Origin of the sequence: Corallococcus sp. AB045, from assembly GCF_003668895.1 — a bacterium.
GTDB lineage: Bacteria > Myxococcota > Myxococcia > Myxococcales > Myxococcaceae > Corallococcus > Corallococcus coralloides.
On sequence record NZ_RAWN01000090.1, the window covers coordinates 13085 to 35796 of the forward strand.

Annotated in this window: 19 protein-coding genes; 11 read left to right on the top strand and 8 right to left on the bottom strand. The window is 71.2% G+C overall.

Features of this window, described 5'->3' with window-relative positions:
* Positions 1-4: 4 nt before the first annotated feature.
* A complete protein-coding gene (locus tag D7Y21_RS21595; protein ID WP_233612230.1) occupies positions 5-2281 on the top strand; it encodes a carboxypeptidase-like regulatory domain-containing protein in 2277 nt (758 codons plus the stop codon).
* Between the two features lie 7 nt (positions 2282-2288).
* On the opposite strand, the gene D7Y21_RS21600 is transcribed toward D7Y21_RS21595, so the two are convergent.
* The 3 genes from D7Y21_RS21600 to D7Y21_RS21610 form a co-directional block, all read right to left on the bottom strand.
* Positions 2289-3749 (bottom strand): ATP-binding protein, encoded by a 1461-nt coding sequence (locus tag D7Y21_RS21600; protein WP_121715415.1) that lies wholly within the window; start codon positions 3747-3749, stop codon positions 2289-2291.
* 203 nt (positions 3750-3952) lie between these two features.
* Positions 3953-5206, bottom strand: a complete 1254-nt coding sequence (locus D7Y21_RS21605; protein WP_120562942.1) for a hypothetical protein — start codon at positions 5204-5206, stop codon at positions 3953-3955.
* A gap of 163 nt (positions 5207-5369) precedes the next feature.
* Complete coding sequence (locus D7Y21_RS21610; protein WP_120562943.1) at positions 5370-6173, bottom strand: GNAT family N-acetyltransferase; 804 nt, start codon at positions 6171-6173, stop codon at positions 5370-5372.
* Positions 6174-6298: 125 nt separating this feature from the next.
* Between D7Y21_RS21610 and D7Y21_RS21615 the strand changes: the two genes are divergently transcribed.
* Positions 6299-6721 carry a hypothetical protein gene (locus D7Y21_RS21615; RefSeq protein ID WP_147443169.1) on the top strand — a complete coding sequence of 141 codons (423 nt, stop codon included), beginning with the start codon at positions 6299-6301 and terminating at the stop codon, positions 6719-6721.
* On the opposite strand, the gene D7Y21_RS21620 is transcribed toward D7Y21_RS21615, so the two are convergent.
* The 3 genes from D7Y21_RS21620 to D7Y21_RS21630 form a co-directional block, all read right to left on the bottom strand.
* Entirely contained in the window at positions 6722-8041 is a 1320-nt protein-coding gene (locus D7Y21_RS21620) for a ferritin-like domain-containing protein (RefSeq protein ID WP_120562945.1), read from the bottom strand.
* 139 nt (positions 8042-8180) lie between these two features.
* On the bottom strand, positions 8181-8930 hold the full coding sequence (locus D7Y21_RS21625) for an SDR family NAD(P)-dependent oxidoreductase (protein ID WP_120562946.1): 750 nt from the start codon (positions 8928-8930) through the stop codon (positions 8181-8183).
* A gap of 34 nt (positions 8931-8964) precedes the next feature.
* Entirely contained in the window at positions 8965-9750 is a 786-nt protein-coding gene (locus tag D7Y21_RS21630) for an SDR family NAD(P)-dependent oxidoreductase (RefSeq protein WP_120562947.1), read from the bottom strand.
* A gap of 112 nt (positions 9751-9862) precedes the next feature.
* Between D7Y21_RS21630 and D7Y21_RS21635 the strand changes: the two genes are divergently transcribed.
* The 3 genes from D7Y21_RS21635 (at position 9863) to udk (ending at position 12703) form a co-directional block, all read left to right on the top strand.
* On the top strand, positions 9863-10315 hold the full coding sequence (locus D7Y21_RS21635; protein ID WP_199724244.1) for a helix-turn-helix domain-containing protein: 453 nt from the start codon (positions 9863-9865) through the stop codon (positions 10313-10315).
* A gap of 34 nt (positions 10316-10349) precedes the next feature.
* Complete coding sequence (locus D7Y21_RS21640) at positions 10350-11996, top strand: DUF692 family multinuclear iron-containing protein (protein WP_121715417.1); 1647 nt, start codon at positions 10350-10352, stop codon at positions 11994-11996.
* Positions 11997-12064: 68 nt separating this feature from the next.
* Positions 12065-12703 (top strand): uridine kinase, encoded by a 639-nt coding sequence (gene udk / locus D7Y21_RS21645; protein WP_120562950.1) that lies wholly within the window; start codon positions 12065-12067, stop codon positions 12701-12703.
* Here the strand turns inward: udk and D7Y21_RS21650 are convergent, their stop codons facing one another.
* Entirely contained in the window at positions 12704-13747 is a 1044-nt protein-coding gene (locus D7Y21_RS21650) for an alpha/beta fold hydrolase (RefSeq protein ID WP_233612231.1), read from the bottom strand.
* 35 nt (positions 13748-13782) lie between these two features.
* Here D7Y21_RS21650 and D7Y21_RS21655 point away from each other — a divergent pair, with 35 nt between their 5' ends.
* A complete protein-coding gene (locus D7Y21_RS21655) occupies positions 13783-14712 on the top strand; it encodes a hypothetical protein (protein WP_199724245.1) in 930 nt (309 codons plus the stop codon).
* A gap of 4 nt (positions 14713-14716) precedes the next feature.
* Here D7Y21_RS21655 and D7Y21_RS21660 read toward each other — a convergent pair whose 3' ends face one another.
* Positions 14717-16912 carry a PQQ-binding-like beta-propeller repeat protein gene (locus tag D7Y21_RS21660; protein ID WP_121715419.1) on the bottom strand — a complete coding sequence of 732 codons (2196 nt, stop codon included), beginning with the start codon at positions 16910-16912 and terminating at the stop codon, positions 14717-14719.
* Between the two features lie 97 nt (positions 16913-17009).
* Here D7Y21_RS21660 and D7Y21_RS21665 point away from each other — a divergent pair, with 97 nt between their 5' ends.
* The 5 genes from D7Y21_RS21665 to D7Y21_RS21685 are packed head-to-tail and all read left to right on the top strand — an operon-like array spanning position 17010 to position 22634.
* Complete coding sequence (locus tag D7Y21_RS21665; RefSeq protein WP_121715421.1) at positions 17010-19241, top strand: HTH domain-containing protein; 2232 nt, start codon at positions 17010-17012, stop codon at positions 19239-19241.
* A 54-nt stretch (positions 19242-19295) separates the two neighbouring features.
* Positions 19296-20213: a HEAT repeat domain-containing protein gene (locus D7Y21_RS21670; protein ID WP_121715423.1), complete on the top strand. Its 918-nt coding sequence runs from the start codon at positions 19296-19298 to the stop codon at positions 20211-20213.
* A 3-nt stretch (positions 20214-20216) separates the two neighbouring features.
* A complete protein-coding gene (locus tag D7Y21_RS21675; protein WP_121715425.1) occupies positions 20217-20834 on the top strand; it encodes a hypothetical protein in 618 nt (205 codons plus the stop codon).
* A gap of 21 nt (positions 20835-20855) precedes the next feature.
* Positions 20856-21851 carry a biotin--[acetyl-CoA-carboxylase] ligase gene (locus D7Y21_RS21680; protein ID WP_199735470.1) on the top strand — a complete coding sequence of 332 codons (996 nt, stop codon included), beginning with the start codon at positions 20856-20858 and terminating at the stop codon, positions 21849-21851.
* A 12-nt stretch (positions 21852-21863) separates the two neighbouring features.
* A complete protein-coding gene (locus D7Y21_RS21685) occupies positions 21864-22634 on the top strand; it encodes a type III pantothenate kinase (protein ID WP_120562957.1) in 771 nt (256 codons plus the stop codon).
* Positions 22635-22712: the final 78 nt, after the last annotated feature.

A 22712-nucleotide genomic window follows, 5' to 3' on the forward strand; every position in this document is an offset into this window, starting at 1 on the left:
CGCCATGCGATGGAGCTGGGTGGGGCTCGTTGCCGTGGTGCTCGCTTGCGCGGGCACGCGTCCGGAGTTGGAACCGTCCGGACCGGCGAATGAAGGGAACTGGATGTTCCGGGTCGTGGACCCGAAAGGACAACCTGTATCCGGCGCGCAGGTGAACGTCTGGCGCGCGGACTTGCCGCAAGACAGCGCGCTGACCGGCACGACGGACGCGCAGGGGACCGGACGCGTTGCGCTGAAGCCGGGCCGGTATGCCGCGGAGGTCCAGGCACGCGGCTTCGTGACGGCCTTCCGCACGGACATCCGGATCGCGCCGGAATCGAAGCCGCGGATGGAGCTGTCCCTGGTGCGCACGGTGCCCCTCTCCGGACGCGTGATGGATGCGGAGGGAAATCCTCTCAACAGCGTCTGGCTCCGGTTTGTCTCTTCCTCCGTCGCCACCCCGCTCGTGCAGACCTCCAGTGACACGCAGGGCCGGTTCACCTTCCAGGGCGTGGCCGCTGGCGAAGGCCTGCTCTATGCCAGCAAGGCGGATTGGAGCTGGCGCCGGTTGAAGGTCGTCACCCCCCAGCCCGAACTCACCGTCGTGATGGGGCGGTACTCGTCATTGCTCGTGCGGGTGATCGACCCAGAAGGACGCGGGGTCCCCAACGCTTCTGGCTTCGTGACGCCCGTCGACCGGCGGTTGGTCCTCTCGCACGAGTCCGAGCAAACGCCCGAGGGAAGGGTCTTCCTGCGACTCGAGACGCAGCGCTACCGCGTGAGGGCCTTCGCTCGTGCCGCCGGGTGCGAGTGGGAGCGCACCGTGGACGTTGACGTCCTTCCTGGGCAGAAGGCGGAAGTCACGGTGAGCTTCGAAGGCATCGCCAGTGCGGGTCCATGGACGGGCAGGGCGGTGACTCCCGATGGGAAACCCCTGGCCGGCATGCAGCTGCGGGCCACGGCGCTCGAGTCTCCGGAAGGCAGGGACCTCATGGGTAGGTGCAGGACGAGGACCGGTCCGGACGGATACTTCGAGTTGAGCCATCCCCTGGCTCGCCCCCACAAGCTCGAGCTCGTGTCCATGGATGGGCTCCACCAGAAGGTGGGCGTCGCGGAACAAGATCCTTCCGGCCCCAATGGCGGGCCCGTGGTGTTCCAGTCTCGTGGCGTGCTGAAAGGCCGAGTCCTCCAACCGGATGGGCAGCCCCTGAAGGAGTTCTCCCTCCAGGGATATCCGGTGGCCCATCGCGAAGGCCGCTTCGCCTGGACCCCGGACGCCTCGCGTCCCTCCGCCCTGTTCATCGGAGCGCAGGGCATGGCCCCGTTCCGCCTGCGAGTCGAAGCTCGCGCGCACGAGGAGCGGACGCTCCCGGACATCACGCTCGATCCCGGACACACCCTCGTGGGCCGGGTGCTCCACGAAGATGGGCAGACAGGGGTTCCCAATGCCCGCGTCGACTGGGTGGACCCCGCCGACCTGGAGGGCCCGCGCGACGAGCACGGCTTCAAGCATGAAGCGGACAGGGCGGGCCGCTTCCACGTCGAACACCTGCCCCATCGCCCCCTGTTCCTCAGCGTGAACGAGGAGCAGGGCGGAACGGCCTTGTACGAAGTCGGCGCTCACGAGGACCAGGTGGAGCTGCGGCTGACCGCGGACGGGGTGCTCCAGGGGTTCGTGACGGATGGGGCGCGCGTTCCGCTCGCGGGCGTGACGGTCCGGGCGCGCTGCGAGGCCGGGCTCGACACCCGCACCACGACGGATGACGCCGGCCACTACGTGCTGCGCGTTCCAGGGGACCGCGAGTGCTTCGTGCACGTTTCGGACGAGCCGCTCCGGGATGCCCAATGGCCCCGGCCCGCGCCGCTGGTCTTCTCACCCCAGCCCGTCTCGCTCTCGCCACACGAGCGCGAACGCAGGGACTTCGTCCCGAGGAACGGAGGAGGCGCGCTCCAGGTGCACTTCCCGGAGCCACGTGAACGGCTGGAGACCTTCCTCGTTCCCGGCCATGTGGACATGCCGAAGACGTACGGAGCCCTGCGGATCCTCCAGCGCTCCGCATTCACCAGCGATCCCGCCGCGAGGAAATGGCCGCCGGAGGATCCAGATGTGCGGGGGCCTTACCACTGGCGCGTGGACTTCGACTTCAGCCACCTGCCACCCGGCCGCTACACCTTCTTCGCCGTCGACGGCTGGTTCGGCCCGTCGGTCCTGCGCGTGCCCGTGGACGTGAAGCAGGGCGAGGCGAAGTCCCTCCGCCTCGGATTTCCCGCTGACAGCGGGGGAACGCCGCTCGTGCCCTGAAGCCCGCCTACGCGCCTTCCACCGGCAGCGTCACCACGAACGCGGCGCCACCGCCGGGCGCGTCCTCCACCCAGACGCGGCCACCGTGCGCTTCCAGAATCTGCTGCACGATGTAGAGCCCCAGGCCCAGTCCTCCCGTGCGCGCGGAGCCCTGCGCCTGGGCGAAGCGCTGGAAGATGCGCTCTCGCTCGGCGACGGGGACTCCCGGGCCGCCGTCCCGCACGGTCAGCCGCAGCTGTCCGTCCTGACGGCGCAACGCCACGTGCACCGGCGTGCCCTGGCCGTATCTCAGCGCATTGGAGAGGAGGTTGCTCACCACCTGCTCCATCTTGAGCCGGTCGAACCGGCACGGCGCGGGGCCCTCCACGCGCGCGTCCAGCTCCACCCCGGCCTGCTTCGCCTCGTCCCCGAAGCGCGCCACCAGGTCCTGCACCACCGGCGCCAGGTCTTCGCTCGCCAGATCGACGTCCAGCTTGCCCGTGCGGATGCGGCTCACGTCCAGCAGGTTGTCCAACAGCGAGGTCAGCCGCTTGAGCTGCCGGTCCGCCGCGTCCAGCCGCACCGTGACCTTCTCGGAGCCCAAGGGCTCGTGGCCCTTCGACTCGGCCATGCGCCGCAGCAGGTCTACTTGAAGACGCAGTGACGTGAGCGGCGTGCGCAGCTCGTGGCTCGCCACCGACAGGAAGTCGTCGCGCGTGCGCACCGCCTCCTGCAGCGCCTCCTCCGTCTCCTTCAGCGCGGTGATGTCCAGGATGGCCCCGCGCACCACCATCACCTTGCCGTTCGCGTCGCGGATGACTCGCGACCGGCTGATCAGCCAGTGCCACGTGTTGTCCGGCCAGTGCGTGCGGAAGGTGGAGGAATACGACAGCACGTCGTTGTGGAAGATGGCCGACACCTGCGCTTCCACCGCCGGCCGGTCATCCGGGTGCAACGACGCCAGGAAACGCTCGTGCGTCCACTCCGCCAACGGCTGCGGGTAGCCGTAGAGCCGGTCATGCCCCTCCGAGCGGAACACCTGCCCGGTGACGAGGTTCGTCTCCCAGACCGCCATCTGCGCGGACTCCAGCGCCACCTGGAACCGCTCGCCCAGTTGGCGGAAGCGCTCCTCGGTGCGCGCGACCTCCGTCTCCGCGCGCTGACGGCGGGTGATGTCCGTGGCCAGCACCCACATCTCGCCGCCCACCGGCCGCACGGACAGCTCCAGCCAGACGCCGGACGGCAGCTCCGACAGGAACCGCGCGGGCTCGCGCGTGGTGAGCGCGTCCAAGAGCCGCTCGTGCAACGTCGTGCCGGCGAGCATCGGCTGCGCCGCCCACGGCGTCATTCCCTGGCAGGTGCCATAGGGCAGACCCAGCAGCGACGCGGCGCGGTGGTTGAGCTCATGGATGGTTCCCTGCGCGTCGAGCGCCAGGAACGCCTCGGCCATCATCTCCCGCAGGACCTGCAAGCGGGTCTGTGGGGACATGCTGGCCTCGTCGGCCGGAACAGGGGGCTGATTCGCGTCTCGCGGCGTACGCGCGGCAGCCGTGACCGGTGAGGACGCATCGTCCTTGGACGCGTGGCGGACAGGTTCGAATGGACCACCGGGGAGGGGACTCATCGGGTTTGCACGCTCCCGCACGGCCCCCGCGCCCGTCAAGCGAGCGCACGGGGCGTCCGGGCCGTCTGTCAGCCCAGCGGATCCGTGAGGGGTTCAGGCATGACCCACAGTTCCGTGGGCCGCGCGTAGGCCTTGTCGAACGCGAAGAGGATTCCGTTCCACCGGTCCCAGAAGTCCGCCCAGCTGTACTCGGACGGAGGGGAGGTGAGCGGGTTTCCGTCGCGGTCCGGCTGGGCGTACGCATAGTCCGCGTAGGTCCAGCGCACGGTCCCGAAGTCCGTCATCAGCAAGGGCGTCAGTATCTGGAGCACGGCCGCGCGAGACACCTCGTCGGTGGGCGAACCCGCGGGTGTGAAGACGGGCTGGGCCTGGTCGCGCTGTTCGCGCCACGCGACGAAGTTGGTGCCCATGGCGACGAGCGCGTCACGGCGCGCGGGCGTGGGTGCGAGCCGGGCGTCCTCGTAGAGCGCGAACGCGGCGATGAGCAGGCTCTTCCAGTGCATGCCGGGGAAGAGCAAATCCATGCGGGTGGGGCGCGGCGAGTCCTCCGCGTGCGCGACGGCATAGGCATACGCCTGCTGCGCCTCCGCGTTGTTGGCGTCCACCAGGGTGAACTCGGTGAGCACGCGCGCGGGCGTGATGGGCCCGGTGGCGGCGGCGCGCCAGTCCAGGTACAGGCGCGCCGAACCGCCGATGTCGTTGTAGATGGCGAGGTTGCCTTCGTGGAGCGTGCGCTCCAGCGTGATGACGATGGCCTCCACCTTGTCGAGCGGAGTCGCGCCCGGAGCGCTCCAGTACAGCGCGCCCATGCGCGACGCGGTGGCCAGCAGGGTGCGCACGTCCCCGAGCGCACCGACGTTGAGCGCGCTCGTCATCACGCTGAGCGCCGCGGCCGCGTCCACCGTCAGGCCCTGTGAGATGAGCTGGAGGGACAGGTCCTGGAGCCGCAGGCGCACCACGCCGCTCAGCCCCAGCCGGTCCAGCGCGCCCGTCAGCGACGCCGACGGCTGAAGCCGCGCGGTGTTGATGAAGTGCCGCGCGAGCGCCGCGCCGTACATGCCCTTGCCGCCGGCCTGGGACGCGTGCGGCGCGAAGGTGAACCAGTTGGGACGCGCGCTGCTGGTGCCACCGGGTTGCAGCGTGGGGTCGATGATGCCGCCCAGCTCATACGCGATGCCGATGTAGCCCAGCGTGATGGCGCGGTTGTCCTCCAGCGGCGTGGGCGCGGTCTGCGCCCGGGCGGAGGCGGAAGCCAGGAAGAGGAGCGCGCCGAGGAGCGCGGTGGTGGCGCGGCGCACGTCGGTGCGAAAGGGAATCGCCAAGGTGGGGGTCCAGGGTTGGGGGGCTGGCCGACCAAGCTAGACAGCGGGGGCTCGGGTCCAAACCCCGGTCCCCGCGGTGGGATTCATGCTGCGTTGAGTGGATGACCCTTGGGCCGCATTCGCGCGCGGTTGACGCGCGGGGTCAGCTCCCAACTCCCGGAATTCATGCTCCCTTGGGAGGCGCGAAGTACGAGACGAACGGCGCCACGTCCCGGTAGCCCATGCGGCGGTAGACGGGCGCGCCGGCCTCCGTGGCATGCAGCACCGTCCGTTCCAGCCCCCACGCGTGCTTCGCCTCCTCCAGGGCGCGCCGGAGCACCGTCTCCGCGGCGCTCTTGCGGCGGTGCTCCGCGAGCGTCGCCACGAGCGCGATGTAGACGATGCCGTCCACGCGCAGGGCCACCGTGCTCGTCGACGGCGCGCCGTCGTGGCAGCCGACGAAGGCCCGGCTCTCGGGGCCGAAGATGCCGGGGGCGGCCAGGGCTTCACGTCCCAGCGCCTGGGGCGTGTCGTAGCTGGCGGCGTTCACGTCCGCGACGGCGTTGTAGCCCCAGGTGTCGCGCACCGGCCGGAGGTCGAGCGGCGGCAGGGGCCGCACCGGCTCCAGCAGCCGGTCCGCCACCATGCCTGACGTGGCCATCCCCGGCTTGAGCCCCCGCGTGGCGAGCAGCGCGTCCGCCTGCTCCCTCAGCCCCGGCGCCAGCCACTCCGGCGTCAGCGTGAAGGCCCACCCGTGCGGCCCCTGCGCGAAGTAGCTCGCGGCCGAGTCCACCGCGCGCATCAGCTCCGCCTCCGTCTCCGCCGGCCTGTTGAGGAACGACATGTTCATCAGCGACCACGTGACATGGCCCGCGGTGATGAACACGTCCGCACGCTCCACGACCTCGCCACGAGGCAGGCCCAGCGTCATGAGCCTCCAGGCTCCACGGAACTGCGCATGCGATTCGTCGATCTCGGCTCGGGACATGAGGGGTCTCCAGACAGCTCCAGGAAGTCGGATTCTCCGCATTAGGAGAGGCTCACGTCTACGTGCGTGAGAGGAGGGGCCCTGCTAAAGCGAGGGCGCAACCCGGGTGCGAGGAGTGGGTCGCGATGACTCCAATGGAAGGGCAGTCCTGGCAGACGACCTGCCGGGTCTGTGGCAGGCAGACCTGTCCGAAGCCGGAGGCGGTGGCCTCCTGGATGCGCACGATGCTGGACCGCGTGCACGGCGCGCAGATGCGCGGCGCGGGTCAAAGGGGGCTGCGCGAGGCCCTGGCCATGGAGGGTGTGCTCATCACCACGCACCTGGAGGTGTGGTCGCGCGCGCTCGAAGGCGTGTGCCCGGACTGCATCGCGGAGGTGGCTCCGGAGACGGACGCGAAGCTCCAGGATCCGGAGGCGATGCATGAGGCGTCGCTGGAGCGTTGGCGCACCTCCGCGCCGGAGCTGGTCAGCGACGCGGTGGAGTCCGCGGTGGACGACACGCTCCAGGCCGCGCGCGAGGCCGCGACCCGGAACAAGCCGACGACCTGATCAGGCCCAGAGTTCCTGCTCCAGCGTGTCGAGCATCGCCAGCGCGGCCTCGGGCGTGGGTAGGCCCGCTTCCGTGACGAGCGCTGAATCAATAGGCACCGCGACCTCCGCGCGCAGCAGTGCCACCGCGCGCTCCTGGGCCTCGCGCAGCGCTGCCAACTCCGGCGCGGACAGGCGCGATCGCGCCCACCGGTCGATGTCCCACGACAGGCCCGCGTGCCGCGTCTCGTCCTCGGCGATGCGGACCATGGCCTCGCGCACCTCGGCGTCGCGCGCATGCAGTGCCTGGTGATGGGCCACCAGCGCGCCGAACGTCTCGCGCACGCAGCCCTCCACGGCGTTGTCCAACGCCACCTCGTTCAACGGGCGCAGGGGCACGGCCGCGACGGCGGGCGGCGGAGGCGTGGCCCCGTAGCGGCGCGCGAGCCGTCCCGTTATCTCCGTGTGCATGACTTCATCCACGGCGCTCGCGAGCGCCGCGTCCTGGAGGGCTGCCTCCGCGCCATGCAGGGCCAGCTCATCGCGCAGCCTCAGGAACGCGTGGATGGACGCGGCCTCCAGGTGCGCGATCTGCGCGAAGTGGTGCCCCAGCGCGTCCTCGCAATCACCCGCGACCGTGCCCTCCAGCCCCACGGGCCGGCGGCCCACGGAGCATGGGCCAGAGCCCTTCTGCAGCACGTGATCCTCCACCTCGGAGAGCTCGCCGTTGGCGGACACCTTGACCACGTACTGCATCAGGTTCGAGCCCTCGCCGCATGCGTCGCCCTTCGTGGCCACGACGTTGAAGCCTCCGCCCGGACTCCGCTTCACCGCTCCCTGCTCCAGCGTGTCGCAGCTGAGCCGGTAACCCGCGGCGAAGGTGAGGAGCGCCGCCTCCTGCGCGGTGTCCACCGTGCCCAGCAACTCCTGGAGCTCTTGCAGCGACGCCCAAATCTTCACCTCATCGCCACGCGTCGTCGCCAGGAAGTACCTCGAGCAGATCTGGATGCAGTTGCCGGTGAAGCCGTCGCTGGAGGTCGCCTCGGCCAGGTATGCCTGACACGCGGACGGGTTGGTGGCGGTCGCGCACGCCTCGCCGGTGGAGGCTCGGGTCTCGTAGCCCCCGCGGCCGTAGTCCGAGATGAGGCGCAGATCGACGGAGTCCGCCGCGGGTTGGATGCTCAGGTCATCGATGGCGGGCTCACCATACGGCGTGCACTCGATGCCCGAGTAGCCCCGCAGGTCCGTGCCGCCGGTGCCACAGCCGGCCAGCACCAGGGGTGTCGCGAGCGAGGCCCGCAGCGCGCGAGAGAAGAGATGTCGCAACCGGTTCGTTTTCATGGACGCCTGCTCCCGTGGGACGAGGTGTCCCGCGAGCAGAGCAACAGCGATGCCATCGCCGTGCTCCCTCTGGGAGCCACCGTCCCGCGGGTGTGTCCAAGTGCTCGGAAACCTGAGGCGTCTTCAGAAAGCTGAGGCCCTAGAACGACTCCTTGAACGGCCGCAGATCCACTTCCTGGGTCCACGCGGAACGGTGCTGCCGGTGCAGTTGCCAGTACGTCTCCGCGATGGCGTCGATGTGGAGCAGCCCGTCCTCGCCCAGTGCCTTCACCCGCTCCGGGGCGAGCGTGTGCAGGCGTTCACCGTCGATGCCGCCGTCGATGAGCACGTGGGCCACGTGCAGGCCCTGCGGACCGAACTCGCGCGCCATGCCCTGGGAGATCATCCGCAGGCCCGCCTTCGCGGCGGCGAAGTGCACGAAGCCCGCGCGGCCTCGAAGGCTGGCGGATGCGCCGGTGAAGATGACGGTGCCCCGGCCCAGGGGCACCAGCCGCCGGGCCGCCTCGCGTCCCACGAGGAACCCGCCGAAGCAGCCCACCCGCCAGAAGTCTTCGAACGTCGCGGCGTCCAGGTCGCGGAAGGGCACCTGCCGGTTGTTGCCGGCGTTGAACACGACCAGGTCCACGGGGGCGAAGCCCGCTCCCGGAGCCAGGGCCCGGTCGAACAGCCGCGCGACGTCCGCCTCCCGCGTCGCGTCCGAGACCACCGCCTCGCCACTGCCACCGGAGGCCGTGAGCCCCGCGACCACGCGATCCAACTTCTCCCGCGTGCGCCCCGCGACGAGCACGTGGTGGCCTTCCGAGGCGAACTTCCGGCACAAGGCCGCGCCCAGGCCCTGTTCAGCGCCGACGCCCACGACGACCGCGGTGGGCTTGAGGGAGGAGGTCATCGGAAGCAGCTCCGGAAAGAGGGGACTGGCGGCATCAAATCGCCTGGGGGCCTCGGAACAAGGGCGCCCCCAGCGCCGCGCCGTTGACGCCACCGTCAACGAACAGATCCTGCCCGCTCACGTAGGACGCGTCGTCGGATGCGAGGAAGAGCACCGTCTTCGCGATCTCCTCCGGCTTGCCCATGCGCCCCATGGGGATGGTGGCGGACATGCCGCGCTCCATCTTCGCGAAGGCCTCCGGCGTGGGCGCGTTCTTCTCCCAGATGGGCGTGTTCGTCGCGCCAGGGGACACGACGTTGACGCGGATGCCCCTGGGCGCGAGCTCCGCCGCCAGCACGCTGCCCATCGCCTTCAGCGCGCCCTTGCTCGCGGCATAGGCGGAGTACCCCGGCATGCCCAGCTCGCTGTGCACCGAGCTGGTGAGGATGACCGACGCGCCCGGTTTCAGATGCGCCGCCGCGGCCTGCACCGTGAAGAACACGCCGGTGACGTTGGTCTGGAGCACGGACGTGAACGTGTCATGTGACGTCTTTCCCACGAACGTCTGTCCCGCGATGCCCGCATTGGCGAACACGATGTCCAGCCCGCCAAAGCGCTCCACCGTCGCCGCCACCGCGCGCTCCAGCGCGGCCGGATCCGTGGCGTCCGCCTGCACCGCCAGCACGTTCGCGCCCAGCTCCTTCACAGCCGCGTCCAGCGTCTCCCGGTTGCGCCCGGTGATGGCCACCCGCGCCCCCTCCGCCACGAACAGCCGCGCCGTCGCCAGCCCGATGCCACTGTTTCCGCCCGTGATCAGCGCCGTCTTTCCCTTGAGCCGCATCCGACTGCCTCCGGTTTGAGTGGTTTCATGATGAAACCAATTGCCGGATGAATAAAAGGCCCGGTTTCGTTATGCAACCAGTTGTGGAACGGCCTGCTGGAAGGAGGCGGTGGTGAAGCGGACGAGCATGGAAGGGGCGGCGTGCCCGGTGGCCCGGTCCCTGGACGTCATCGGGGACTGGTGGTCGCTGCTCATCGTGCGGGATGCGCAGTACGGCCTGCGCCGCTTCGGCGAGTTCCAGAAGAGCCTGGGCGTGGCGAAGAACATCCTGGCCCAGCGCCTGAAGCACCTGGTGGACCACGGCATCCTTGAAACGCAGCCGGCCTCGGACGGCAGCGCCTGGCAGGAGTACGTGCTGACGGAGAAGGGGCGGAGCCTCTTTCCCATCCTGGTCGCGCTGGGCCAGTGGGGCCAGGAGCACTGCTTCGAAGCGGGAGAGCCCCGGACGCGAGTGCTCGACAAGGCGCACGGGCAGCCGGTGAAGCCGCTGGAGGTGCGCGCCGCGGACGGCCGGGTGCTGACGGTCCAGGACGTGCGCCTGGATCGGCCGGCCACACAAGGCTAGCGCCACCCGGAGCCGGGCTGGTTAGGGTGTGCCCATGACGCGCCCTGCATCGGATTCGTGGTCACTGCCCTGGATGGGGCTGGGGCTGAGCAGCAACCTGAGCGCCTCGGACGTGCCGCATCCGTACCGGCTGCTCGACGCCTCGCCCGGTCTCTTCGACTTCGTGGAGTACAGCGCGCCCATCGCGCTGGAGGAGGCGAGGGCCCAGGCCACGCTCTTCCCGGAGATGTGGCGCCGCCGTTCGGACGTGCCCGTCCTCTTCCATCCCGTGCACCTGAACCTGTGGGGCCCGGAGCTGGAGCCCGCGTCGGCGCTCGCGGAGCTGGACGCGCACGCGCGCGCGGTGGGCAGCCCGTGGGTGGGCAATGACGTGGGCTGGTGGCACGCGGGCGGCCAGCCCTTCCCGGGCTACCTCTACGTCACGCCGCCGTTCAACGACGCGGGCGTGCGGGACAGCGCGGCGCACGCGCTCCACATCCAGGCGGGCTTGAGCGTCCCGCTGGTGATTGAGAACCCCGCGGTGCTCGCCACGCGCGGCGGACTGCACGCGCTGGACTTCATGGCGAAGCTGCACGCGCGCACGGGCCTGCCGCTGCTCCTGGACCTGGGCCACCTCTTCAGCCACCAGTTGTCCGCGGGTCTGCCCCTGCGCACGGGGTTGGATGGCTTCCCGTTGGAGCAGGTCGTGGAGATCCACATCGCGGGCGGCGTGGTGACGCGCAGGGGAGGGCGGAGCTTCTACGTGGATGACCACACGCAGCCCGTGCGCGAGGAGCTGTTCGAGCTGCTGGCGGAGGTGCTCCCGCGCTGTCCGCGCCTGCGCGCCGTCACCTTCGAGGGCGACGGCCATCCGCCGGAGGTGGCGCTCGCGTCGCTGCGGCGGCTGCGTGCGCTCGTCCCGAAGGAGTCCCGCGCTCCCATTCAAATCCCCGCGTCGCGCGAGCCCGTGCCCGCGCTGAGCGGGGACAGCCGCCCGTGGGCGCTGTTCGACGCGGGCCACGGCGTCACCCCGGCCACGGAGGACCAGGACCCCGAGGGCACGCGCGCGGACCGGGACTTCCGGCTGGCGGTGGTGGCGGAGCAGCTGGACAAGGACTGGCCCCTCACGCGCCTGTTGCTCGCGGCGACGCCGGAGGGGCTGGAGTCCTTCACCCGCTCGCGCGAGTACCGCGGCCTCTTCGACGGGCTGGGCAAGTCCCTGTCCCACGCGTTCGCGTCCTGGGCGCGCAAGCGCGTGATGGCCGCGCCGTCGGACGGGGTGGCCGCCGCGCTGTCGCTGGAGATGATGCTGCCGCACGCCTTCCTCCAGGCGCCTCCGGCTCCGGCCCCGGGCCAGGTGGCGCTGGCCGAGGACGTCCGCCTGGGCGCCTTTCCCGCCGACCTGACGGAGCTGGTGTTCGCCGCGCGGGCGTTGCGGCGGCATCTCACCGGCCGTGCGTGGGCCTGCGGGGCGCTGGAAGTGTCCGGCCTGGAGGCCCTGGCGCAGGTGGCGGCCCGGCCGGGTCCGGGCCCGTGGCGCTTCGCCATCCGCCGCAAGGGGACGGGCTTCGAGGTCCTGACGCTGCCCCCGGAGGTGGCCTCGGGGCTCCAGGGGCTCGCGGATGGCCCGCTTCCGGTGGAGGCCCTGCCTGGATGGCTGCTCGCTGAAGGGCAAGCACGCGGGCTCTTGCGGCGGGCATAAGCAGCGCCACATGTCGGCCGGTCAACGGATCCTTGCGCCCACCTGTCTGGTGGGGTACTGCCCGCCGCATGTCGTCACCCCTCGTCGTTGGCATCGCGGGCGGCACCGCGTCCGGCAAGACCACGGTGGCCCGCAAGGTGCGTGAGGCTCTCGCCGACTGCCGGGTCGCCTTTATTGATCAGGATTCGTACTACCGGGACCTGAAGGACATGTCCCTCGAAGAGCGGCGGGAGGTGAACTTCGACCACCCCGACGCGTTCGATACGGAGCTGCTGGTCAGTCACCTGCGTGCGCTCAAGCAGGGCCAGGCCATCCAGAAGCCCGTCTACGACTTCGTCACGTCCGGCCGTCAGCCGCACACGCAACGCGTGGACCCCGGGGACATCGTCCTCATCGAGGGCATCCTCGTGCTGCACATGAAGGAAGTGCGCGACGAGATGGACGTGAAGATCTACGTCGACGCGGACGACGACCTGCGCATCCTTCGCCGCCTCACCCGCGACATCAAGGACCGCGGCCGCGACTTCGACCACGTGGTGGGCCAGTACCTGCGCCACGTGCGCCCCATGCACATGGGCTTCGTGGAGCCGTCCAAGCACCACGCGGACATCATCATCCCGCACGGCGGCAACAACGACATCGCCATCGGGATGCTGGTGGGCGCGCTCCGGGCGCGGCTCGCCTCGCAGCACCAGTCGCAGCGCTAGCTAGCCGCGCAGGAAGTCCTGCACCGGCCCCTTCAGCCGGTGCGCGTCCGACAGCAGGGTGCCGTGGTCGCCCGGCCCCTGCAGCTCCACGAACCGCGCCTGCACCCCCGCCGCCGTCAGCTGGTGGTAGGTGTCCCGCACGCGGCCCGCCGGCGCCAGCGCGTCCGTCGCGCCCGCGAGCAGCAGCACCCGGGCGCGGATCTTCGGGAACGTCTCCGTCAGGTCGCAGCCCGCGTACGCGGAGCAGAGCATCGACCACGCGACCGGATCGAACGTGTCCGCGAACGACGCGGCCTCCGCCTCCAGCGCCGCCTGCGCCGCCGCGCTGTCCGGATACGCGCTGCCCAGGTGGTCGCGTCCGTAGAGCAGCTTGAGGTAGTCCAGGCGCAGCCGCGCCAGCGTCCGGTTCGGGGCGCGCTCGCGCAGGGGCGGGGTGTCCTCGTTGTCGGGCGCCATGCGCAGCACCTGCGACGTGAGGCCCATTTTCTCGCGCAGCCCCTCCGGCAGCGCCCGCGCCGCGCCCAGCACCACCACGCCGTCCGCCAGCTCCGGGAACAGCGCCGCCAGCCGCAGCGCCACCAGCCCGCCCAGGCCAATGCCCACCACCGCCCGCACGCGTGTGAGCCCCAGGGCCCGCAGCAGCGCGGACACGCCGCGCGCCATGTCCAGCACGGTGAGCGGCGGCAGGGACGTGCCCCACGGCCTCCCGCTGTGCGGATCCGGCGTCAGCGGCGACGTGGAGCCGAACGGGCTGCCCAGGAGGTTGGGCACGATGACCGGCGTCACGTCCGGATCCAGCGCCTTGCCCGGGCCGATCAGCTCCCGCCCCCAGCCCGAAGGTTGGTACGCACCGTTCACTTCCGTGCTCAAGGCCCTATGGGAATGGGACAGGTCGTGCAGCACCACCACCGCTTTGCCATCCGACGGTTTCCCATAGGCCTGCCAGGCAATCTGGGGGCTTCCCAGCAGGTCCCCTTCCTCCAGCGGAAGGGGCACGGTGAACAGTTGGATTCCCTCGGCCTGGGGCACGATGATGGGGCTCATATCATTGCCTGCCCGTACGCACAGGAGCCTGTCGCTTGAAGCGCTACTTCGGAATCATCGTTGTCATCGCCCTGGTGATCGTCGCCGCGGTGGCGAGTCACCGCACCACCTCCGCGCGGGCAACCGAGGCGGAGCGGGACGCGGACTTCCGCCGCATCCAGGCCGTCTACCTGGAGCGCGTGGGCTGGATGCGCACCAACCCGGATGAGGCGTCCTACAAGGACGAACTGAAGTCCTTCTTCAAGGCGTACTTCGACGACGTCGACGCGCACCTGGACCGCTTCGGGGGAAACAAGAAGTTCGACAGCTACCTGGCGGAGCTGGAACAGCGCGCGGAGTCGGGCGGAGAGAAGAAGGACAACCGCGCGACGGATCGCAAGGCCTTCTACGAGTACGCGCGCAAGCAGTTCGACGCCCTGCACGAGGGCCGTTACAGGCCGGTGTTGAGCGCCACGGACAAGGGCATGCGCCTGGACATTGTGTCCAACGACGTGGTGATGGTGATGGGCAAGCCGCAGATCCGCCTGCAGCTGGTGCTCTGGGGCGCGCAGCGCGTGGAGAAGGACGAGGGCAAGGTGAAGAAGATGGTCACCAGCGCCGCGTTCGACACGGTGTGGAAGCTCACCGACGCGAAGGGCAAGCTGCTGGGCGAGATGCGCGGCGGCGACCCGTCCATGAAGATCGATTACCCGGAGCGCCTCATCGCCGGGTTCCCCCCGCAGATGCTGCTGGGCCACTACGACCTGGACCTGCTGCCCGCGGAGGTGGCGAAGCTGGAGATGACCATCAACGTCGCCTCGCACGCGGCGTCCGGTGGCAACGCCAACGCCACCTACGCGTGGAAGCTGGACGTGCCGTCCGAGTGGAAGCTGGGCGCCAACGAGACGTGGGAAGGCGCCACGCAGGAGGAGCGGCCGGAGGAGGAGATCGACCCGGCCAAGGCCTCCGCCAAGAAGGGCGAGTAGGGCCTCACTTCACCACGGCGAAGTGCGACCCCAGCCGGTACGCGGACAGCGTGCCGGCGTCGTCCAGGAAGTACAGGTTGAGGCGCACGTCGGCCTGGAGCGCGACGAGCCCCACCCCCGCGCGCACCTCCGCGAGCACCTGACCGCCGCGAGGATCCACCGCGCGCACCACCTCCCCCGCGATGAGCGTCACGTCGCGGGCGGTGCGCGCCGGCAGCGCGGTGATCAACGGCTCACCGGCCGCCCCCACCCGCCAGTCCACCTGTCCGTTCAGCGCCACGCGGGCGGCGGCCCCGGACGCGCTCGTCACCACCACCGCGCGTGGCAGCGGCGCCAGCGCATAGGGCCCGGGCCCCAGGTGCAGCGCGCGCTCCCAGACCTTGCGTCCGCGCGCGTCCAGGCACACCAGGAACCCGTCCTGGTCGCGCATCCCGGCCAGGAGCACCCGCTGGCCCACCGGCAGCGGCGTGGAGGGCAGGATGAGGTCCGGTTCGAACGTCCACTGCGCCTCGCCGGTGTGCGCGTCCGCCAGCAGCAGCGCGTGATGCGAGCCGCGCCCCATCAACGCCAGGAAGCGCCGGCCCCACGCCACCGGAGGCCCATGGAAGGGCAGGGGCGAGCGCAGCCGGTAGCGCACCTGACCGTCCTCCAGGTCCAGGCCGTACAGGTAGCCCGAGTCCGTGGCCAGGAGCGCCCGGTGGCCCTGCGTGGCCATCCACCCGCGCTGCGTGCGCGGCGGGGCCAGGCGCCACACCTCGCGGCCCGTGGCCTCCGCGAAGGCCACCGCCGTGCGGTCCTCCGACAGCGTCAGCAGCAGCCCGTCCTGGCGCAGCAGCAGCGGCCCCAGCGGGATGCCGTCATGGTCGTGCAGCCACCGCGCGCCCGAACCCCGGCCGGTGAAGCCGTACACGCGCGTGTCGTCCGCCGCCACCGCGTGGCCATCCGCGGACGCCGCCACGCCCAGCGACGCGGCCCGCCGCCACAGCAGCGCGCCGTCCTTGCGTGAGAACGCGCCCGCCAGCCCCGGCGCGCAGTACACCGGCCCGTGCCGGCCCAGCAGCAGCCGCGCCTCCTCCGGCTCCTCCAGGCCGCGCTGCTCCCAGAGCTTCTCGAAGCGCAGGCGCCGTAGCTTCCCGGGCACCTTCAGCGGACGGGACTCTCCGCGCGCCGGGGGACTCTTGCGCTCGCGCGCCTCACCTTCCGCCTCGGGCGGCTTGTGCGCGCCTCGCAGGTGCGACAGCCCCTCGCGGCAGCGCTCCGCCAGCTCCGCGAGGTACGGGTTGGAGACCTGGACCCGGTGCGCCTCCGCGAACGCCAGCCCCAGCGCCTCCCCAAGCTGGAAGAGGGCGGACAGCAGCGCCTTGGGCTCCAGCTCGAACCACGTGCCGGTGGGCCCCAGCTTCGCCCGCCGTCCGGGCAGGTCCAGCGTCAAGCGGGGGCGTACGCCCGCGGGCTCGAACTCGAAGCGGGCCTCGCCCAGCTCCACGGCCCGCGCCAGCTCCACCGCCTGCCGGGACAGCTCCAGCACCGTGAGGAACGGCGGCCCCGGCGCACGCCACGCCTGCGGCCGTCCCGGCAGCGCCAGCCACACCTCACCCGCGCCCAGAAGCGGCGCCAGCGCCCCGGAGGTGCCCTTCGACGGCGCCTCGCGCGAGGCGGGGGAGATGTCCTTCAGCTCGAAGCCGAACCCCGGCACGGAGACGGGTTCCACCCGCAGCGGGGTGGGGGGAACGGGCTTCTCTTCCGCATGCGGGGCGGCCTTGCCCAGGCCCTGGAGCGCCTCGCCCAGCTTCCGGGCGGCCGTGGCGGACAGGGCCTTGGGCGCGAGCTTCGTCACGTCCTGGAGGAAGCGCTGACCGCTCTGGCGGGTGGCCTTCGTCAGCTCCTCGGCGTCCACCCGGATGGGCGGGCGCAAAAGGTGGGCGGGCCGGGCGAGACTCGCCACCGACAGCTCGATGTCCGGCCCGACCCGCCGCAACACCAACTCCAGGTGCGCCTCCGTCAGCGACACCTGCGCCAGCCGCCGCTTCCCCGCGTGCAGGGCCGCCACCGCCTCCACCAGAGCGGGGACGACCTCCGCCAGGGGCTCCTCCACCGCCCCGGACAGCAGGTTCACGCCGTCCAGTTCCAGCGCGATGGAATCGAGCGGGGAGGCTGACGGTTCGCGCTTCCAATGGTGTCCGATGCGAAGACGGGTCATTGACGTTCGTTGACAAGCCAGTTTAGCGGTGGCTAGCATCCGCCGCCCATACGGACCTACATTTTTGTAACCGTTCGGAATTCTTGGGGAATACTCGATGACATTTTACGAGGCCGCGCTCCGTGTACTGGAGAGCGAAGGTCGCCCCCTGCATTTCCTTGAGATCACGGAGAAGTCCATCCAGCTGAGCCTGCTGTCCCACATTGGTAAGACGCCGGAAGTGACGATGCTGTCGCGACTGGCCGCCATGGCGCGACGGACGCGGGATCGCAAGGTGATTGTCACGGCGAAGGATACCTTCGCTTTGACGGACTGGTCGCTCTCCGAGGACGTCGAGGCACTTGCACAGACGGGCGTGATGGAGCCGCATCCGGAGGAGGAGTTGCCTCCGCTGCGGCCGGTGGAGCGTCACCCGGAGCCCCGCACGGACAACGTCCGCGCGTCGGGTCGTGGCACGGAGCGCAAGCGCCGCCGTGACGAGGGCGACGAGGAGCGGGGTGGACGCCGCAAGCGCTTCCCGCCGCTGCCGGAGGTCGTGTTCGAGATCCTCAGCGAGGCGGAAGTCGCGCTGCGCACGGATCAGCTCATCGAGCGCGCCAAGGGCAAGGAGCTGTGCGCGGAGGAGACCACGGTGGAGGCGGTGCTCACCGCCCTGCTGGAGGACAACCAGCGCCGCATCGACGCGGGCCGCCGGCCCCAGTACGCCTTCAACCAGGAGACCGGCGAGGTGTCCCTGGAGCGCGCGGGCGCGCCGAGCGAGGCGCCGCCCCTGGAGCTCCAGGCCGCCTTCGCGCAGGCCCTGGGCATCCCGCTGGAGGGGGGCCGCCCGGTGCTGGGCAAGCCCGCCGCCGCCGGGGAGCCCCTGGTGGACGAGGCCCTCATCACCACCGCGCGCACGGCCCTCAAGGACGCGCGCCGGGCGGTGGCGCGCGGGCTGCGCAAGCGCCTGGGCGACGCGGACGTGGGCACCTTCGAGAAGTCCGTGGTGAAGATGATGCACGGGCTGGGCTTCCGCGAGCTGAAGGTCGCCAAGCGCTCCAAGGAAGGCCCCCTGCTCACCGCGCGCAAGCGCGAGGGCAGCGTGGAGCTGCGCTACGCGGTCCGCATGCTCAAGGGCATGCCGGGCATCGACCGCAAGACGGTGCAGGAGCTGCGGCGCGACCTGGGCCACTACTCGGCGCAGGTCGGCCTGCTGGTGAGCGCGGGCGAGGTGCGCGGCGACGCGCGCTCCGAGGCGCAGGCCACTGGCTCGCTGGTGATGCTGTGGTGCGGCGACGCCCTGGGTGAGAAGTTCCTGGAGGCGAAGACGGCCGTCAGCGTCACCCAGGTGGAGCTGTACGACATCGACGAGCGCTTCTTCGAGGCCGCGAAGCTGGATGCCGAGGAGGCCCAGCGCCGCCGCGAGGAGCGCAAGAGCGAGAAGCAGGCCCGCGAGGAGGGCGGTGGCGAAGTCGAGGTCGCCACCACGACCACCACCGAAAAGCCGGAGCGCGCGGAGCGTCCCGAGCGGGGCGAGCGTTCCGAGCGCCGCCGCGACCGTCAGCGCGAACGGGCCGAGGCGCGCGACGCCGCCAGGTCCGGCGCCGAGGGCTCCGAGGCCAAGGACTCGCCGGTGGCCCCCGCGCCGCCGGCCGCCGCCGGGTTCACGCCCGCGTCGGAGGAGGACGAGTCCGAGGAGGGCGACGACGAGGGTGAGGACGAGGACCTGGAGGCCGCCAGCGCCTTCGTGGGTGGAGCCAAGGAGGGCGCCGAGGCCGGTGCCGCCGAGGGCAGCGCCTCCGATCGCAAGCGCCGCCGCCGCCGTCGCCGGGGCCGTCGCGGCCGTGGCACGCGCGGAGCGGAGGGCACGCCCGCGGGTGAAGCCGGCGCTCCCGCCGGTGAGGCCGCCAGCGCGGATCAGGCCGGTGCCACCCCGGTGGCAGAGATCGCCGCCGGTGAGGGCGCGGAGTCCTCCGGTGGCATCACCGCGCCGTCTCCGGGTGGCAGCGTCACCGGTGAGACGGTCGCGCTCGCGGGTGAGGACCTGCCCGTGACGACGGAGGCCAGCCCCGCGAACGGAGAGGCCGCCGCCACGCCGCCCGCCGTGGGCAACGCCTGGCAGGCGGGCGAAGCGGTGCAGGCTTCGCCGGAGTCCGACGAAGCCGCGCGGGCCCGGGCCGAAGCCGCCCACGACGCGTCCGACGCGGTGACCCCGGTCGCCGCGCAGGCGCTGCCGCCTGAAGAGACCCCCGCCGAGGCGTCCTCGCAGCCCGAGGAAGTCCGCGAGGTGCACGAGGCGCCGGTGTCCCCTGGGACGGACGGTTCGTCCGAGGGCAACAAGGAAGGCTGATCCCCCGCACGGAATCGGGTGCGGTGGACGCGGGAGTGTTAGCCTGTGGGGGCCATGAAGCCGGCCCTGCTGCTAACCTCCTGCGTGCTGTTGTTCGGGGCCTGCCGCTCGCAGGCCCCGCGCCATCCGGTGGCGCCGGTGGAGCTCTCCGGGACCACCCTGCGGGACAACGCCCTCCTGGGCTTCGGCCCGGAAGGCGTGCGGGACCTGTTCGACGACGCGCTGGAGTCCTCTGGCCGCTTCGAGCTGGTGGCCGACGAGTCCCCCAAGAAGCCCCGCCCCTGGAGGCTGTCGCTGGAGGTGCCCTTCACCCGCGAGGTGCTGAAGGACGGCAACCCGCACAGCTTCGCGGAGGTGGGCGCCAACCTGTCCCTGGAGCGCTTTGGCGGCAACATGCCCCAGCGCTACGAGGTCGTGGGCCTGGGTGAGGCGGCGGTGGAGGTGGACTCGGCGGAAGGGCGGCGGGCCGCGATGCGCAGCGCGCTGGAGAACGTGCTGCGGCAGGTGACGGAGTCCGCGGTGCTCCAGCTCGCCGCGTTGGACCGCACGGACGAGGCGCTGGTGGCGGACCTCCAGGCGTCCGACTCGCGCATCCGTGAGTTCTCCCTGCGCACGCTGTCCGAGCGCAAGCACCCGGCCGCCGCGCCGCTCCTGATTGAGCGCCTCAAGGACACCAACGACACGGAGCAGGTGCGCCGCACCATCGGCGCGCTGGCGGAGATGAAGGCCCGGAGCGCGGTGCCGGCGCTCATCGACCTGGCGCGCGGCCGGGACTCGGGCTTCCTGCAGGAGATCGTCTTCGCGGTGGGCGAGATTGGCGGCCCGGAGGCGGAGGCGTACCTGTACACGGTGGCCCAGGGCCACGACACGCCGTCGGTCCAGGCCGCCGCGCAGCAGGCGCTGGACACGCTCTACGCATCACGCAACCACGCAACCGCGGAGGCGCGTGGCCAGGGCCACGCGGACCCCTAGCGCATGATGAAGCAATCGCTGTCGATGGTGGGGGGCCTGGCCCTCCTGGCCTCTTCACTCGTCGGTTCCGGCTGCGCGAAGCGCGTCGAATCGGACACGCGTCCCTCGCCCGAGTCCATTGCCCAGTACTACCCGCTGGCCGTGGGCAACGCGTGGACGTACCGGATTGACGGGCGCGACGACAAACCCGTCACGGTGGAGATCGTCAAGGAGCAGGAGGACGGCTTCTTCATGGACAACCAGGGCGGCCAGCTCAAGGTGGACGCCTTCGGCCTGCGTGACCCCAAGCGCTACCTGCTGCGCGGCCCGCTGGAGGCCGGGCGCGGCTGGAACAACGTCGTGTCCGTGTCCTCCACGGAGCGCTACCAGCTGGTGCAGGTGGGCTTCGCCTGCAAGGTGCCCGCGGGGTCGTTCCCCAACTGCGTGAGCGTCGAGGGCCGCAACAAGGTGGATGCGCAGACCACGCTCGTCAACACGATGACCTTCGCCGCGGGCGTGGGCCTGGTCCGCGTGGACGTGGCCACGGAGCACGAGGGCAAGCGCGTGCCGCAGACGGAGCTGGAGCTCATCTCCTACAAGGCGGACGGCGCCAGCCCCTCGGCCGCGCCCGCCCCGAACTGAAGCGGCCCGCCTCCCGTGGAGATGACGAACGAGCTCACGCAGGACGCGCGCATCCTGAAATTCCTCGCCGAGGGCGGGGAGGGCTTCATCTCCGGTGAGGCGCTGTCCAACCGGCTGGGCCTGTCGCGCACGGCGGTGTGGAAGCACGTGGAGGCCCTGCGGCTGAAGGGCTACCGCATCGAAGCAGTGCCCGCGAGGGGCTACCGGCTGGTGGGCCGGCCGGACCGGCTCTCCGCGCTGGAGGTCCACCCGCTGCTCGCCACGCGCGCGGTGGGCCGCGTGCTGCACCACCACGACACCATCGGCTCCACCAACGCGGCGGCCTTCCGGCTGGCCCAGGACGGCGCCGCCCACGGCACGGTGGTGGTGGCCGAGCAGCAGACGGCGGGGAAGGGGCGCCGGGGCCGCGCCTGGGTGTCGCCGCCGAACCTCAACCTGTACTTCTCCGCCATCCTGCGTCCGGAGCTGCCCCCGCAGCGCGCGCCGGAGCTCACGCTGGTGGCCGCCGTGGCCCTGGCGGAGACGCTGCGCGACGTGGGCGCGGACGCCGCCATCAAGTGGCCCAACGACGTGCAGATCGCCGGCAAGAAGGTGGCCGGCATCCTCACGGAGCTGTCCGCCGAACCCGAGCGCGTGCACTTCGTCATCGTGGGCGTGGGGGTGAACCTCAACTCAGGCGAGGAGCACTTCCCCGACGAGCTGCGCGCCACGGCCACGTCGCTCGCCCTGGCGCTGGGGCGGCCCGCGGTGCGCGCGCCCTTCACCGCGGCCCTGTGGACCCGGCTGGAGACCTGGCTGGACACATACCTGGCCACCGGCTTCGACGCGGTGCGCACGCGCTGGAAGGCGCTCTCCAGCACCCTGGGTGTCCAGGTCCGGGTGCGGACGGACCGGGGGGACTGGGAGGGGTTCGCGGAGGACATCGACCCCACGGGCGCCCTGATGGTGCGCATGGCGGATGGCCGTGTGGAGCGCGTGCTGGCGGGGGACGTGGAGCAGCTGCGTCCCCAGCGCTAGAGTGCGCCCCTGATGCTCCTGGCCATCGACGTCGGCAACACCAACACCGTCCTGGGCGTGTACGAGGGCCGGCGGCTCCTGGACCACTGGCGCCTGGAGACGAGCGCGCGCCGGAGCGCGGACGAGTACGGCATCCTCGTGCGCCAGCTCTTCGCCTGGAGCGGCGTCGACGCGAACCAGGTGAAGGCCGTGGCGGTGTCCAGCGTGGTGCCGCCGCTCCAGTTCATCCTGGAGAAGATGAGCGAGCGCTACTTCAAGACGCGCCCCATGTTCGTGGGCCCGGGTGTGAAGACGGGCATGCCCATCCTCTACGACAACCCTCGCGAGGTGGGCGCGGACCGCATCGTCAACGCGGTGGCCGCCTACGAGAAGCACCACCGCGGCCTCATCGTCGTGGACTTCGGCACCGCGACGACGCTGGACGCGGTGACGCCCAAGGGCGAGTACCTGGGCGGCGCCATCTGCCCCGGCGTCAACATCTCCATGGAGGCCCTGTTCCAGAACGCCTCCAAGCTCCCCCGTGTCGAGTTCGCGCGGCCGCCCCATGTGGTGGGCCGCAACACCGTGCACTCCATGCAGTCCGGCCTGGTCCACGGCTACGTGAGCCTGGTGGACGGCATGTGCGCGCGGATGGAGGCGGAGATGGGCTTCTCCGCGAAAGTGGTGGCCACCGGGGGCCTGGCCCCGCTGGTGGCCAGTGAATCGAAGGCCATCCAGGAGGTGGATGAGTTCCTCACCCTGGAGGGGCTGCGCATCATCTACGGAAGGAATCACGCGACATGAGCACCGCCGCCGACGCCAGCACTCCGGCCCCGCCCTGGGGTCGGCGGCGGTGCTCATGTCGCGTGATTCCTTCCGTAG

Coding starts and splice junctions, on each gene's coding strand:
- D7Y21_RS21595 (WP_233612230.1), top strand. CDS start 5: ATGCGATGGAGCTGGGTGGGGCTCGTTGCCGTGGTGCTCGCTTGCGCG.
- D7Y21_RS21600 (WP_121715415.1), bottom strand. CDS start 3,749: ATGTCCCCACAGACCCGCTTGCAGGTCCTGCGGGAGATGATGGCCGAG.
- D7Y21_RS21610 (WP_120562943.1), bottom strand. CDS start 6,173: ATGTCCCGAGCCGAGATCGACGAATCGCATGCGCAGTTCCGTGGAGCC.
- D7Y21_RS21615 (WP_147443169.1), top strand. CDS start 6,299: ATGACTCCAATGGAAGGGCAGTCCTGGCAGACGACCTGCCGGGTCTGT.
- D7Y21_RS21620 (WP_120562945.1), bottom strand. CDS start 8,041: ATGAAAACGAACCGGTTGCGACATCTCTTCTCTCGCGCGCTGCGGGCC.
- D7Y21_RS21625 (WP_120562946.1), bottom strand. CDS start 8,930: ATGACCTCCTCCCTCAAGCCCACCGCGGTCGTCGTGGGCGTCGGCGCT.
- D7Y21_RS21630 (WP_120562947.1), bottom strand. CDS start 9,750: ATGCGGCTCAAGGGAAAGACGGCGCTGATCACGGGCGGAAACAGTGGC.
- D7Y21_RS21640 (WP_121715417.1), top strand. CDS start 10,350: ATGACGCGCCCTGCATCGGATTCGTGGTCACTGCCCTGGATGGGGCTG.
- udk (WP_120562950.1), top strand. CDS start 12,065: ATGTCGTCACCCCTCGTCGTTGGCATCGCGGGCGGCACCGCGTCCGGC.
- D7Y21_RS21650 (WP_233612231.1), bottom strand. CDS start 13,747: ATGAGCCCCATCATCGTGCCCCAGGCCGAGGGAATCCAACTGTTCACC.
- D7Y21_RS21660 (WP_121715419.1), bottom strand. CDS start 16,912: ATGACCCGTCTTCGCATCGGACACCATTGGAAGCGCGAACCGTCAGCC.
- D7Y21_RS21665 (WP_121715421.1), top strand. CDS start 17,010: ATGACATTTTACGAGGCCGCGCTCCGTGTACTGGAGAGCGAAGGTCGC.
- D7Y21_RS21670 (WP_121715423.1), top strand. CDS start 19,296: ATGAAGCCGGCCCTGCTGCTAACCTCCTGCGTGCTGTTGTTCGGGGCC.
- D7Y21_RS21675 (WP_121715425.1), top strand. CDS start 20,217: ATGATGAAGCAATCGCTGTCGATGGTGGGGGGCCTGGCCCTCCTGGCC.
- D7Y21_RS21680 (WP_199735470.1), top strand. CDS start 20,856: ATGACGAACGAGCTCACGCAGGACGCGCGCATCCTGAAATTCCTCGCC.
- D7Y21_RS21685 (WP_120562957.1), top strand. CDS start 21,864: ATGCTCCTGGCCATCGACGTCGGCAACACCAACACCGTCCTGGGCGTG.